This is a genomic window from Ruegeria sp. AF7 (assembly GCF_056541885.1).
On the sequence record NZ_JBQFYX010000006.1, the window covers coordinates 52207 to 65416 of the forward strand.

Below are 13210 nucleotides of genomic sequence, written 5' to 3' on the forward strand. Positions count from 1 at the left end.
GTTCAACCGATTGAAAAAAACCTAACACTGCCGCCGTCTATTTCAGCGGCGGTCAATCTGCCCGAGGCAAAGGCACCGGTATCAATCGACACAACTCGGTTTCTAACCCGGGGTTGGCTTACAATTGTATGACCGTGCACAACCCATTGCGCGTCACTGCGGGCAAGCCGTGGAAACATCGGATGCCCCCATAGACAGATTTGGCGATCCTGGGATTGAATGGGTAGCCGCGGATCAAGTGCCGCGTGGACAAAGGTGACGTTGCCGCTGGTCCAGGTCAGCGGCAGATTTGCAAGCCAGTCCAGCAAGCTGTCGCCCATCTTGTGCCGCAGACGCTCTGCCAGTTCAGGCAGATGCTTTCCACTATCCAACTCGTCGGGACATACGAGGCCGAAAGATGCCAGAGTTTCCGCTCCGCCGTTATGAAACCAAAGCCTGGCGTAACGTTCCGGGTCGTTTACAAATTGCAGCAGCATCTCTTCGTGATTGCCAAGCAAGCATTGCACCCGCCCGTCTGACGCTTCACTCAGGTGATGCAAATGCCGCAGTACCTGCGCGCTGTATGCCCCCCGGTCGATGTAATCGCCCAGAAAGACCAGTGGGCTTTGATCGTCGAGTCGTGGCAAAACCGCCTGAAGCAAATCAAGACGACCGTGAATGTCGCCGACGGCCGTCACCTTTTCTGCGGGTGCCACGTCGCATGGCATCGCATTGGTGCTTTTCTTCACCGCGGATTGGAACCGCCGTCTGATCCAGTCTTTCATCATGGCATTTGATCCCTACCCGCCCTGCGTAGTGGTCGCAATCAGCAACTGTTTGAGTAGGCAAAGTGTTGACCACGAGCCTTAGATTGTCCGATATGGCCCCCAGGATGTTCGCAAGCAGTTGATCTGATGATAGGATCAACGCCATTCGATCAGCGAAGAATTTGCAGTGAGTTCTGAGGGTTTCATGAAACGAGTATTGATTACAGGTTCTGCCGGGTTCATCGGGTTCCACCTGGCCAAGTTGCTTTTGGCAGAAGGGTTTCAGGTACATGGCTATGACGGGATGACCGACTATTATGATGTGACCCTGAAACAGCGTCGACATCAGATACTGCTTCAAACCCCAAGATTTACGGCAACTGAAGACCGTTTGGAAAACTTTGACCGTCTTGTGCAGGTCGCTGAGGAGTTTCAGCCCGATGTCATCGTCCATCTGGCCGCGCAGGCAGGCGTGCGGCACAGCCTTGAATATCCTCGCAGCTATATCGAGTCGAACGTTGTGGGCACGTTCAATGTGATGGAAATCGCGCGTCAGCACAAAGTGGAACACCTTTTGATGGCGTCGACCTCATCAATCTACGGTGCAAACGAGGACATGCCGTTCATCGAAACAGAAAAAGCCGACACCCAACTGACGATCTACTCCGCCACCAAAAAGGCGAATGAGGCGATGGGGCATTCCTATGCCCATCTGTGGGATTTGCCGACCACCATGTTTCGATTTTTTACCGTTTACGGCACTTGGGGGCGCCCCGATCTGGCCTATTTCAAATTCGTCGCTGCGATACTGGATGGCAGACCAATCGACATCTACAATCATGGCGACATGTATCGCGACTTCACGCATGTAGAAGACCTTGTGCGTGGGATCAGGTTGCTGATCGATGTTCCGCCGGTCCGCCCGACCAGCCGCGCGGATATCGAAGATGGTGACAGCTTGTCGCCCGTTGCACCGTACCGCATCGTCAACATTGGCAACGGAGACAAGGTGCGTCTGATGGATTTCATAGAAGCCATCGAAGAGGCTGTTGGCCAGAAAGCGGTCAAAAACTTTATGCCAATGCAGATGGGCGATGTTCATGCCACTTGGGCTGACAATCGGCTGCTGCAGCGACTGACGAATTATCGCCCGCAGACCGACCTGAAAGACGGCATTGCCCAATTCGTCGATTGGTACCGGGACTATTATGGAAAATAGGTCGACCTGGCGCCGGAATGAAAAAACCGGCGCACTCAGCGCCGGTTTCATTAGTTACCCGCCAAAATCGTCGAGCATGATGTCTTCGCGATCCACGCCCAGATCCAGCAGCATGTTGATTACTGACTGGTTCATGATTGGCGGTCCACACATGTAGTATTCGCAATCTTCAGGTGCCGGGTGGTTCTTGAGGTATTCTTCGAACAGAACGTTGTGGATGAAGCCGGTATAGCCTTTCCATTCATCCTCGGGCTGGGCATCCGACAGAGCGACATGCCATTCGAAATTGTCGAACTCTTCCGCCAGTTGGTCGAAATCCTCGACAAAGAACATCTCTTTCTTGGACCGCGCACCGTACCAGAAGCTGATCTTGCGGTCGCGGTTCTCAAGGCGTTTGAGCTGGTCAAAGATGTGGCTGCGCATCGGTGCCATACCGGCACCACCACCGATGAAGACCATTTCCTTCTTGGTTTCACGTGCGAAAAACTCACCAAACGGACCCGAGATTGTGACTTTGTCGCCCGGCTTCAGGTTAAAGATGTAGGACGACATCTGTCCCGCCGGAATTCCTTCTGAGCCCGGAGGCGGTGAAGCAACCCGGACGTTAAGCATGATCATGCCCTTTTCATCCGGATAGTTGGCCATCGAATAGGCGCGCTCGATAGGTTCGTTCACAACCGACTCGTATTGCCACAGATTGAAGCGATCCCAATCCTCGCGATATTCTTCCTGCACGTCGAAATCAGTGTATTTCAACTGATGAGCAGGCGCTTCGATCTGGATGTAGCCCCCGGCGCGGAAATTCACGTCCTCACCTTCGGGCAGGTCTAGGGTAAGGGCCTTGATAAAGGTCGCGACATTCTCGTTCGAGCGAACGGTGCATTCCCATTTCTTGACGCCGAAGACCTCTTCTGGAACTTCGATTTCCATGTCCTGCTTGACCGCCACCTGACAGGACAGACGGTCGCCACAGGAGGCTTCGCGCTTTGTGATATGGCTTTCTTCGGTCGGCAGGATCGAACCGCCACCCGAATGCACTTTCACGCGGCACTGGGCACAGGTACCACCACCACCGCAGGCTGACGGAACAAACAGTTTTTCGGCCGCCAATGTTTGCAGCAGTTTGCCACCAGCCGGAACCGAGATAGTCTTTTCACCGTTGATGGTGATGTTGACGTTGCCGGTCGACACCAGCTTGGAACGTGCAGCCATAATGATGGCCACCAGCGCCAGAACGATCAGGGTGAACAGGACAACGCCGAGCGAAAAGGTTTCCATTCTCTCGCCCCCCCTTACAATTTCACGCCCGAGAAGGACATAAAGGCCATCGCCATAAGCCCGGCGGTGATAAAGGTGATGCCCAGCCCCTGAAGCCCGTCCGGAACATCCGAGTATTTCAGCTTTTCGCGCACGCCTGCCATCGCGGTGATCGCCAGCGCCCAGCCGAAACCGGATGAGATGCCATAGGTGGTCGCCTCGGCAAAATTATAGTCGCGTTCGACCATGAACAGCGAACCACCCAGAATGGCACAGTTTACAGTGATCAAAGGCAGGAAGATCCCCAGCGCGTTGTAGAGGGGTGGAAAATACTTATCGAGGATCATCTCGAGGATCTGAACCATCGCTGCAATCACACCGATGTAGGAAATCAGCCCGAGAAAGGTCAGATCCACGTCCGGGAACCCGGCCCATGCCAATGCGCCCGGTTTCAGCAGGAAGGACAGCAACAGGTTGTTGGCGGGCACGGTGATGGCCTGCACCACCATGACTGATATTCCCAGCCCGATGGCAGTCGAAATCTTTTTCGACACGGCGATGAAGGTACACATGCCAAGGAAAAAGCTGAGCGCGAGGTTTTCGATAAAGACGGCCTTCACGGCCAGAGAGATAAGCCCTTCCATCAGTGCGCCTCTACCTGCTGGATTTTGTATTCACGTTCTTCGACCTGGTTCGGCTTCCACGTGCGGAAAGCCCAGATTAGCAGGCCGATCACAAAGAACGCCGACGGCGGCAGCAGCAACAGGCCGTTGGGCACGTACCACCCGCCATTGTTGACCGTTTGCAGGATTGTCACCCCGAACAGGCTGCCCGATCCAAACAGTTCGCGGATGATGCCCACCAGCATCAGGATCAGGCCATAGCCCATGCCGTTGCCCAAACCGTCGATGAACGATGCTACCGGCGGATTTTTCATAGCGAATGCCTCGGCTCGGCCCATAACGATACAGTTGGTGATGATCAGGCCGACGAACACAGACAAAGTCTTGGAAATCTGAAAGGCATACGCCTTGAGGATCTGATCCACCAAAATCACAAGCGAGGCGATGATCACCATCTGCACGATGATTCGGATCGAACCGGGAATCTGGTTTCGCAAAATCGAAATGAACATCGACGAAAACGCGGTCACAAAGGTCACCGCCAGCGCCATCACAAAGGCCACCTGCAACGACGAAGTCACCGCCAGAGCCGAACAGATGCCCAGCACCTGCAGGGTGATTGGGTTGTTGTCGACAAGGGGGTCGACCAACAGCTCTTTCTTGGTCTGAGACATCAGATCTCTCCTGCTTGCAGCTTGGCCAGGAACGGAGCGTAACCCGCGTCACCCATCCAGAATCTCACCAGGTTGTCGACACCGACAGTGGTCAGGGTCGCACCTGCCAGGGCGTCGATGTAATAGTCGGGCCCGGCCGCAGGCTGCGACTTGGCGACGGTGATCTGCAACACTCCCGCGTCGTCGCGCAGCTTCTTGCCGTTCCACAACGTCTTCCAGCGCGGGTTGTCCACCTCAGCACCCAGACCCGGCGTCTCGCCATGCTGATAGAATTGCAAGCCGTAGATATCGTTGCCGTTCTTCTCCAGCGCGATGAAACCGTACAGAGTGGACCACAGCCCATAGCCATGCAGTGGCAGAATTACCTTGTCCAAGGCCCCCGCGTCGTCGCGCAGCAAATAGATCACCCGGTACTTTGCCTTGCGGCCAATGCCTGCGGGATCGTCGTCAAGCGCGACGCTAAGGTTCGGATCACCGGCAGCGGCCAGATCGTCAAAGGTGGCCGGGTCGAACTGATCGTCCACAAAATCGCCCGTTGCCAGATCCAGCACATGCGGCTCGAATGCGGCAAATGCTTCGGTGACATTGACGCCGGGTTCATACACCCCGGCTACTTGCAGGATGTTGACCTGTTTGTCCTTCAGCTTGTTAGACTCTTGCACCGGGCGCAAGCTGACTGCGGCGGCCGACACGATCATCGAGGCAACGAGACAGACCGCAACAGCGATGAAGATCGTTTTGCCAACCGAATCCGGCGAGGCCGCCAGAAACCGGGCAATCGCGCCCTTGCGTTCAGGGGATTGCGTATCAGACATGGCGACGCGCCCTCCGTTTGATGTTGGCCTGAACGACAAAATAGTCGATCAGCGGTGCAAAGACGTTGCCGAACAGAATGGCCAGCATCATACCTTCGGGGAAGGCTGGGTTGATCACACGAATTAACACAACCATGACACCAATCAGTGCACCATAGATATAGCGCCCGACATTGGTGTGGCTTGCCGAGACCGGCTCGGTCACCATGAAAGCCAGACCAAAGGCGTAACCGCCCAACACGACATGCCAGTACCATGGCATTGCGAACATCGGGTTCGTCTCGGACCCGATCAGGTTCAACAGCCAGGTGAACGCAATTGTGCCCGCCAGACATCCCAAAATCAGCCGATAGTTGGCAATCTTGGTGATCAGCAGGAAGGCCAGACCGATCAGGCAGGCCAGAGTCGAGGTTTCCCCGATACTGCCCTGAATGGTGCCGTAAAACGCGCTCCACCAGGTGATACCGTCAGCGGCCAGTGCCTGGTAGCCTTCGGCAGCCGACACAGCCAGAGCCGTCGCCCCGGAAAACCCGTCAACCGGGGTCCAGACTGCATCGCCCGACATCTGCGCGGGATAGGCGAAATACAAAAACGCCCGCCCCACCAAGGCAGGGTTGAGGAAGTTCTTACCAGTGCCGCCGAATACCTCTTTGCCGATGACAACACCAAAGATAATACCCAGGGCAACCTGCCACAGAGGCGTGGTTGCAGGCATGATCAGGGCGTAAAGCATCGAAGTGACAAGAAAGCCTTCATTCACCTCATGCCCGCGGACGGTTGCGAAAATGACTTCGAAAATACCGCCTGCCACCAACGTGACAATATAGATCGGCAGGAAGTACATAAGCCCGTGCATGACATTGGCAAAAATACTGTCCGGATTCAACGAGATGCCAAGAACCTGAAGAATTGCAATCCGCCAACCAGTTGCAGACTCTGGGCCAAGCGCGGCAATGGCCGAATTTGCCTGATAACCGGTGTTCCACATTCCCCATAGGATGCAGGGAATAGTGGCAATCACGACATATGTCATGATGCGCTTCATATCCACGTAAGACCGCGCATGAGGAGCAACGGTGGTTACGGTTTTCGGAGTGTAGATGAAGCTTTCCACCATCTCGTAGATCGGAAAAAGCTTCTCGTACTTGCCGCCCTTGGTAAAGTTCGGCTCGATCCGGTCAAAGAAGTTACGCAATCCCATTCGGATCAGCCCTCCTTTTCAATCTTTTTCAGGCAGTCGCGCAGCGCCAGCCCGTATTCATATTTCGCCGGACAGGCAAAGCCCACAAGGCCCAGATCCTCTTCGTCCAGCTCAAGCGCTCCCAGTGCCTGAGCCGTATCCGTATCCATCACCAGCAACGCCCGAAGCAATTGTGTGGGCAGGTAATCCTGCGGCATCAGCTCTTCGAACACGCCTGTCGGCACCATCGCGCGGCGGCCACCGTTCAGGTTGGACGTGAAAGCATAGAGTTTTCTGGAAAAGGCCGAGCCCAATACTGGCTGGACGGAATACTTGGAAGGCATTGGTCGGATCCAGCCCATCGGAATCTGATCGTGATCCTCTCGGATGATACAGATTTGACGGGCAAACCGCCCCAGATATGCGGTCGGTCCGTCGGCATGTTGACCCGACAGGATCGAACCCGAGATAATGCGGGGCGTTCCGTCCACACTTACCTCACCTCGTGTCAAGTCGTCCGTGGACGCGCCCATCACGGTGCGGATCAAACGCGGCTGACGCGCACCGGGCCCGGTCAAGGCGATCACAACACTCGGATCCAGACGCCCGGTCTGCATCAGGCGGCCAATCGCGATGGTGTCCTGATAACCGATAGTCCAGACTTGCTTTTCCCCCGAAATCGGTTCGAGGAAGTGAATATGCGTTCCTGCCAGGCCCGATGGATGTGGACCGGAAAACGCCACGGCCTCGACACCGGCGACATCCGCGCCGGGGATCGTGTCACCTTGTTTCTGGCAAATATAAGTCTTGCCTTCGGTTAGCTTGCTGACTGCCGCCAACCCAGCAGCAAAGGCCTCGGGCGCTTCGGCAATGATCGTGGCGGCATCAGCCGCCAAAGGGTCACTGTCCATGGCGGTCACGAAAATCGCGTTCGGCTTGGCACCGGGTTCCGGCATTTTCGAATAAGGCCTCGTGCGGAATGAGGTCCATAGACCAGCGACGCACAGTTTTGCAGTCACGCCTTCGGCGCTGTGCGCATCGCCCACGCTCGAAAAATCCAAGCCCGTGTCATTGGCGTCGGACACTTCGATGACGACGCTCTGCAACACCCTGCGGGCACCCCGGTTGATGGCAACAATCTTGCCTGTCACCGGTGCAACCATCATCGCGTCAGGCGCATCTTTGTGACAAAAGAGCGGCGTACCCCGCTCGACACTATCACCTTCCTGCACCAGCATCTTTGGCTTCAGGCCAATGTAATCCCCACCCAGAACGCCAACGGTCGAGTATTCCGGACCCGGATGAATGGTTTGGTCGGGAGCGCCTTCCACTGGCAGGTCCAACCCTTTTTTAAGTTTGAAAGTTTGCATGCCGCTACGTTCTTCCAAGCCTCTTTCCTGCGCCAGCCCTGCCGACACCCTTATGGGGTCATGCAATAACGCGGTTTTTTTCAGGCACCCCTCGCAAAAGCGTCGAAATGGGTCCAAAATCCGCAGGCGTAATTCTGATCACGGACCCTTTACGCGCGGATGCCCGCAAACGCAAACCTGTTACCGCCAAAAGTTAAGATCAAACTGCATAATCTTGGAGTTTTCCCTCAATATGGCCAAAAATACGGGTCAAAATTGCGTGTCGCGCCCGCTGAACTTCCAGTGTAAGCAACCGGAATGGAAAAAGACACAGACTTCGAAATTTTTCTGATTGCCACCCCGGGGCTTGAAGCTCCCCTCGCTGCCGAGGCGCAGTTCAACGGGTTCTCTCAGGTCAAGACGATTCCAGGGGGTGTCATCTGCCGTGGTTCGTGGTCCGAGGTCTGGCGCGCCAACCTGACGTTACGCGGTGCTAACAAGGTTCTGGTCCGTCTGGGCAGTTTTCCTGCGGTGCATTTGGCCCAATTGGACAAACGCGCGCGTAAATTTCCGTGGGGTGAGTTCCTGCGGTCCGATGTTCCGGTCAAAGTCGAGGCCACCAGCCGCAAATCCAGAATATATCATGCCGGTGCCGCACGGCAGAGAGTTGAACAAGCGATATCCGAAACTCTGGGCGCTCCGATATCTTCCGACGCCGATGTCAGGATCTTGCTGAGAATCGAAAAGGACATCTGTACATTTTCCGTCGACAGTTCTGGAGAGCTTTTGCACAAGCGTGGTCATAAAGAAGCAATTGCCAAAGCGCCAATGCGCGAAACGATGGCAGCCATGTTTCTGCGTGACTGCGGATTTAGCGGCAATGAACCGGTGTTGGACCCGATGTGCGGTTCGGGTACTTTCGTGATCGAAGCCGCCGAGATTGCCCTGGGGCTGCGCCCTGGTCGGTCCCGCAGTTTTGCGTTCGAAAACCTGGCTGGCTTCGACCCTGACCGCTGGCAAGACATGCGCAGCGAGTCTGAGGTTGCTGAATGCACTCTCACCTTCTGCGGCTCTGACCGCAACGCCGGAGCTATCGAAGCCGCAACAGCCAATGCCGAGAGAGCGCAGGTAAGCGCCAATACGCAATTTCAACAGCTTTCCGTCAGTGACATCAAACCCCCCGCGGGACCAACCGGGCTGATCATTGTGAACCCTCCCTACGGGGCGCGGATTGGAGATGAAAAGCGTCTGCGCTCTGTCTATGGAGCCTTGGGAAAGTCCTTGATGACCCGTTTTCGCGGATGGCGTGTTGGGGTGGTCACCAGCGCCCCAGCCCTGGCTCGGGCGACCCGCCTGCCTTTGCTGGCACCCGGTCCGGTGGTAGACCACGGAGGCACCAAGATCCGCCTGTACAAAACGGACGCTCTGCCATGAGAGTCGCGTGACTTGCCTAGCCCATCCGATACCGGTTCAAAGACGGCAGATTCAGATGACCGCTTCTCAAAATCCTCTTGCGCATCGGAAAAGCCCCGTATAGATCACCCGCCACGGTCGGAGTGTAGCTCAGCCTGGTAGAGCACTGTCTTCGGGAGGCAGGGGCCGGAGGTTCGAATCCTCTCACTCCGACCAGTAAATCAAGGCGCCCAAGGGCGCCTTTGTTGTTTGCAGCAGCTCGCCCGAAACAGTATCCACAGCATTTCTGGCACTGGATGTGCTTACTTCGATCTCAATCTTCATCCATAATCCACGGCAGCAATATCTCGTATCTTCCTATCATTGATCCCAGCGGCCTTCTTAACCTCTTCCGGACTTATGGGCCGATAAGGAAAGCCCTATTCATCAGTGGAAAAGATAAGCACCGTTGAGTGCGCTAGAGATGTGCGATTGGATCGAAGACAGGGAAACCAGCAGCGATTGAACTTGGGGAACAATTGCGGGCAAAACCTAACTGAACAATAGATGCTAATATCTTCAAAACTTTAGTTGATCAAAGTGGTGCGGGTGGAGGGACTTGAACCCCCACGCCTTGCGGCGCCAGAACCTAAATCTGGTGCGTCTACCAATTTCGCCACACCCGCAACTCAGCGCCGCAGCGCTGGAATGAAGCGGTCAATAACAAAGCTTGCTTCCGAGCGCGAGAGGTAAAATACACGTATCGCCAAGTTTGTAGATCCTCTGATCGGATATGGGGCAACCACACTATCTAATGAAGATGTATAGTCCTAAGAGGCTTGTCAGTGAAACATAAGTGGCCGTGAAATCCGATATCCTGCGGGTCAAAGACCACGCTAATGTGGAGGAGCCCTTCATTCGTGCAGAAGTTTAGATTTCAGCCCATTTAGCCTGCGAAATATCACGCTTACGTTGACCAAAGGCCAGAAAGACAAGCTGACAGACTGTTGCATGATCACCAAGAGCGAATATGGAGATCATCCTTCGCTGCCGTTGCACGCTCGTAGTTTAACCCTTGGAAAGGGGCGCGGGATTACCCGCCACGGCGCCCCAGGAAACGCATCTGCGACCCTTGCCAACTCAGAGAGAGACTTCAGGGTTCTGAAATAACAAGAATGGCTTACCCGGCTACAATGTCCTACAGAACCATACAGTTTACTGAATGACCTGTACCGTCAGGTACAAGCTATTGTGTTTCGCCAGTCTCCGCTCGGTTTCAAACAGGAAGTGCGGATTGGCACTTGCGTCATAGGCATTCCCGCGCAGGTTGAGACATTCTCAAGAGCACTCCACCACAAAGCTGCCACATTTCAAACGCCAAAAAATCTTATTCACGTCAAAATAAGACCGCCTTGAAGGGTCTTGTTGTTTAGCAGGAGTTAATGAGTCTTTTTTGCCACTTTGGCGCCGGTACGAGTTTCCTGCTCAACTCCAGTACAAGGTTTACTGCTGTGACCGATCTGAATCCCTCCGCTACTGCCGAGCAAGAGGCTGTCTTCTTTGCTCGCGAAAGCTTTCTTGGCGAACTCAAGATCCTGAACCGGGACCATCCGAACACGGGTTTTGGGATTTCGCTCCGAACCCACTCCGGAGACCACTACCTGCTGGCCAACGCGCGTATGCCATTGCCCGCGGTCAAATCCGAGGGGTTCCCGACCGGACGCCGCGTTGCGTGCCTTGAAAACGGCGATCGCTTCAGCTCGATCGAAGTGCTAGCTGACGCCAAGGCATACGAAACCATCAGCCCGCGCGCCGAGGCTGACATTCTGGGCAACGCTTTGGACCTGATCGCACGTATCGACACGCTGACAGGAATTCCAACAGGACGTCCTTCGCATGAACCCCGCATCGCAGCTACGGGAACCGGAGGTTAAGCATGGCGCGCAATGATCACCTGTTGTCTGTCGGCAACGAAGCTCTGGCGCCGATGACCTCTGCAATGTCATCACTGACGGCGCAGATTGATCAATTGACTGAGGTGGCTGATGCGCGCTCCTCGGCACGTCTGGCAACACTCAAGACCCGGATGGAAAACTTCACCGCCAGCATCACTATGGTCGGTCAGGTAAAAGCGGGCAAATCATCGATTGTAAACATTCTTGCGGGGCGCCCATCTTTGCTTCCGTCGGATGTGAACCCGTGGACGTCGGTCGTCACAACCCTGAACATCAACACGCGTCCACCGGGCGACACCAAGGCCAAGTTCACCTTCTTTGAGCAGGAAGAATGGGACAACCTGATGGTCGGGGGTGGCCGGTTGGGCGAGTTGGCCAACCGTGCCGGTGCAGATGACGAGATGGAGGACATTCGCCGTCAGATCGGCGAGATGAAAGCAAAGTCGGAAGAGCGTCTTGGAAAGCACTTCGATCTGATACTTGGCCAAAGCCACCAATACGATCACTTCGATGAAGAACTGATCCAAAGATATGTCTGCCTGGGCGATGAGGACGACCCGGATATCAATCCAAAAACAGGCCGGTTCGCAGATGTGACCAAGTCGGCCGAGTTGTACATGGATATCCCTCAGTACCCGATTGCGCTGAAGCTTTGTGATACGCCGGGTGTCAACGATACCTTCATGGTGCGTGAACAGATTACCCTGCGCAGCCTGCGCGGGTCCGAAGTCTGTGTTGTGGTGCTTGCCGCAAGCCAAGCCCTGACCACCATGGACATGGCCTTGATGCGGATCATCGCCCAATTTGAGAACCGCCAGATTGTCCTGTTTGTGAACCGGATTGACGAGTTGTCAGACCCGGTCAATCAAGTCCCCGAAATCCGCGACCGGATTCTGGATACTCTGAAACAGAACAACATCGACGCAAAGACAAGTGTCGTGTTCGGCAGTGCCTTGTGGGCCGAGGCAGCGCTGACCGGGAACCCCGAAATTCTGAACGAGGAATCCCGCGAAGCACTCAATACATTTTACCTCGCTGCCGGGTTCGGTGATCAGGCCCCCTCGCTGGATAAAATCTGGGCATTGTCCGGTTTGCCTGACCTGCTGCTGGCGATAAACGAGCGTATTGCAGAAGGTGCCGGAACAAGGCTGATGGATCGGGTTCGCCATCGTGCCCGCAACATCGCCAGCCAGATTCGTGCCACCGCCGTGGCAAAGACTCTGTCAGAGGGTGAAGGCGTTGCGCGTGATCTTGACGGTGTTTCTCCGGAAGATGCAATTGCGAAAGTTTCTGCGGAATATGAAAAGAAAGCAGCCGAACTGACCAATGCATTACGCGACAAAGTGTTGGAGCGCCTGAACTCAGCCGAGGCGAATTTTGTGAAGCGCGCCACGGATTCTCTGATCGCGCACCTTGAGAAGAATGGCGAGCAAGGCACGTGGCAATACGACCCTGCTGGATTGAGGACTTTGCAAAAAGCCGCTTATTTCAGTTTTGCCCGCGCAATGCGTAAGGATGCTGGCGCGCTCTACTCAACTGCGGCTGCGGATGTCGAAGCGCTGTATCACAAAATTCTTGGCAACCACCTGGGCGAATTCAGCATCGAAGCACCTATCGTGCCGCGCGTTCCACCACCATTGGGGATCGGCCGGACGATCGCTCTGGACTTGCAAAGTACCTGGTGGCGGCGCTGGTGGCAAAAGCGCAAAGGTTTTGAAGCATACGCTGCCGATTACACACGCCTGATCGCGTCCGAGGCGAATTCGATCACCAAGGATATCGAGGAAAACCAGATTGCGGCCGTGTTGGAAAACGTCCGCGCTATTCTGGCGGATTTCATGCGGGAACAGAAGGAAACGTTGCTGAGCATCTCATCATCAGCAGACAAAAACTCCAGCCAGACCTCGGCAGCGATGGCGGGCCTGCAACCTCAGAAATCGCGAGACGAGATTCTGGGTGACATCCTGAAAGACCTAAGCAACGAAGCGGCATAAGTAGAA

Annotated in this window: 11 protein-coding genes and 2 tRNA genes; 5 read left to right on the forward strand and 8 right to left on the reverse strand. The window is 55.2% G+C overall.

The genetic code is table 11. From position 1 onward, the window contains the following. Positions 1-2: 2 nt before the first annotated feature. A complete protein-coding gene (locus tag ACR0AP_RS12440) occupies positions 3-767 on the reverse strand; it encodes a metallophosphoesterase family protein (protein ID WP_480506985.1) in 765 nt (254 codons plus the stop codon). Positions 768-951: 184 nt separating this feature from the next. Between ACR0AP_RS12440 and ACR0AP_RS12445 the strand changes: the two genes are divergently transcribed. Beyond that, positions 952-1965 (forward strand): NAD-dependent epimerase/dehydratase family protein, encoded by a 1014-nt coding sequence (locus ACR0AP_RS12445; protein ID WP_480506986.1) that lies wholly within the window; start codon positions 952-954, stop codon positions 1963-1965. Positions 1966-2019: 54 nt separating this feature from the next. Here ACR0AP_RS12445 and nqrF read toward each other — a convergent pair whose 3' ends face one another. The 6 genes from nqrF to ACR0AP_RS12475 are packed head-to-tail and all read right to left on the reverse strand — an operon-like array spanning position 2020 to position 7884. Continuing rightward, positions 2020-3243 carry an NADH:ubiquinone reductase (Na(+)-transporting) subunit F gene (nqrF, locus tag ACR0AP_RS12450; protein WP_480506987.1) on the reverse strand — a complete coding sequence of 408 codons (1224 nt, stop codon included), beginning with the start codon at positions 3241-3243 and terminating at the stop codon, positions 2020-2022. A gap of 14 nt (positions 3244-3257) precedes the next feature. Beyond that, positions 3258-3866, reverse strand: a complete 609-nt coding sequence (gene nqrE / locus ACR0AP_RS12455; protein ID WP_209507136.1) for an NADH:ubiquinone reductase (Na(+)-transporting) subunit E — start codon at positions 3864-3866, stop codon at positions 3258-3260. Beyond that, a complete protein-coding gene (locus tag ACR0AP_RS12460; RefSeq protein ID WP_209507137.1) occupies positions 3866-4519 on the reverse strand; it encodes an NADH:ubiquinone reductase (Na(+)-transporting) subunit D in 654 nt (217 codons plus the stop codon). The genes nqrE and ACR0AP_RS12460 overlap by 1 nt, the downstream gene beginning before the upstream one ends. Further along, positions 4519-5334: a Na(+)-translocating NADH-quinone reductase subunit C gene (locus ACR0AP_RS12465; RefSeq protein WP_209507138.1), complete on the reverse strand. Its 816-nt coding sequence runs from the start codon at positions 5332-5334 to the stop codon at positions 4519-4521. Before ACR0AP_RS12465 ends, ACR0AP_RS12460 begins: the two co-directional genes overlap by 1 nt. Continuing rightward, positions 5327-6535: an NADH:ubiquinone reductase (Na(+)-transporting) subunit B gene (locus ACR0AP_RS12470; RefSeq protein WP_480483685.1), complete on the reverse strand. Its 1209-nt coding sequence runs from the start codon at positions 6533-6535 to the stop codon at positions 5327-5329. Before ACR0AP_RS12470 ends, ACR0AP_RS12465 begins: the two co-directional genes overlap by 8 nt. Before the next feature lie 5 nt (positions 6536-6540). Then, entirely contained in the window at positions 6541-7884 is a 1344-nt protein-coding gene (locus tag ACR0AP_RS12475; protein WP_480506988.1) for a Na(+)-translocating NADH-quinone reductase subunit A, read from the reverse strand. 297 nt (positions 7885-8181) lie between these two features. On the opposite strand from ACR0AP_RS12475, the gene ACR0AP_RS12480 reads away from it, so the two are divergent. After that, complete coding sequence (locus tag ACR0AP_RS12480) at positions 8182-9297, forward strand: THUMP domain-containing class I SAM-dependent RNA methyltransferase (protein ID WP_480506989.1); 1116 nt, start codon at positions 8182-8184, stop codon at positions 9295-9297. A 118-nt stretch (positions 9298-9415) separates the two neighbouring features. Further along, positions 9416-9492, forward strand: a tRNA-Pro gene (locus ACR0AP_RS12485). Between the two features lie 364 nt (positions 9493-9856). Here the strand turns inward: ACR0AP_RS12485 and ACR0AP_RS12490 are convergent. Next, a tRNA-Leu gene (locus ACR0AP_RS12490) sits at positions 9857-9941 on the reverse strand. Positions 9942-10766: 825 nt separating this feature from the next. Between ACR0AP_RS12490 and ACR0AP_RS12495 the strand changes: the two genes are divergently transcribed. Further along, positions 10767-11189, forward strand: a complete 423-nt coding sequence (locus ACR0AP_RS12495) for a hypothetical protein (RefSeq protein ID WP_209507691.1) — start codon at positions 10767-10769, stop codon at positions 11187-11189. Between the two features lie 2 nt (positions 11190-11191). Continuing rightward, on the forward strand, positions 11192-13204 hold the full coding sequence (locus tag ACR0AP_RS12500) for a dynamin family protein (RefSeq protein WP_480487410.1): 2013 nt from the start codon (positions 11192-11194) through the stop codon (positions 13202-13204). The last annotated feature ends 6 nt before the right edge of the window (positions 13205-13210 follow it).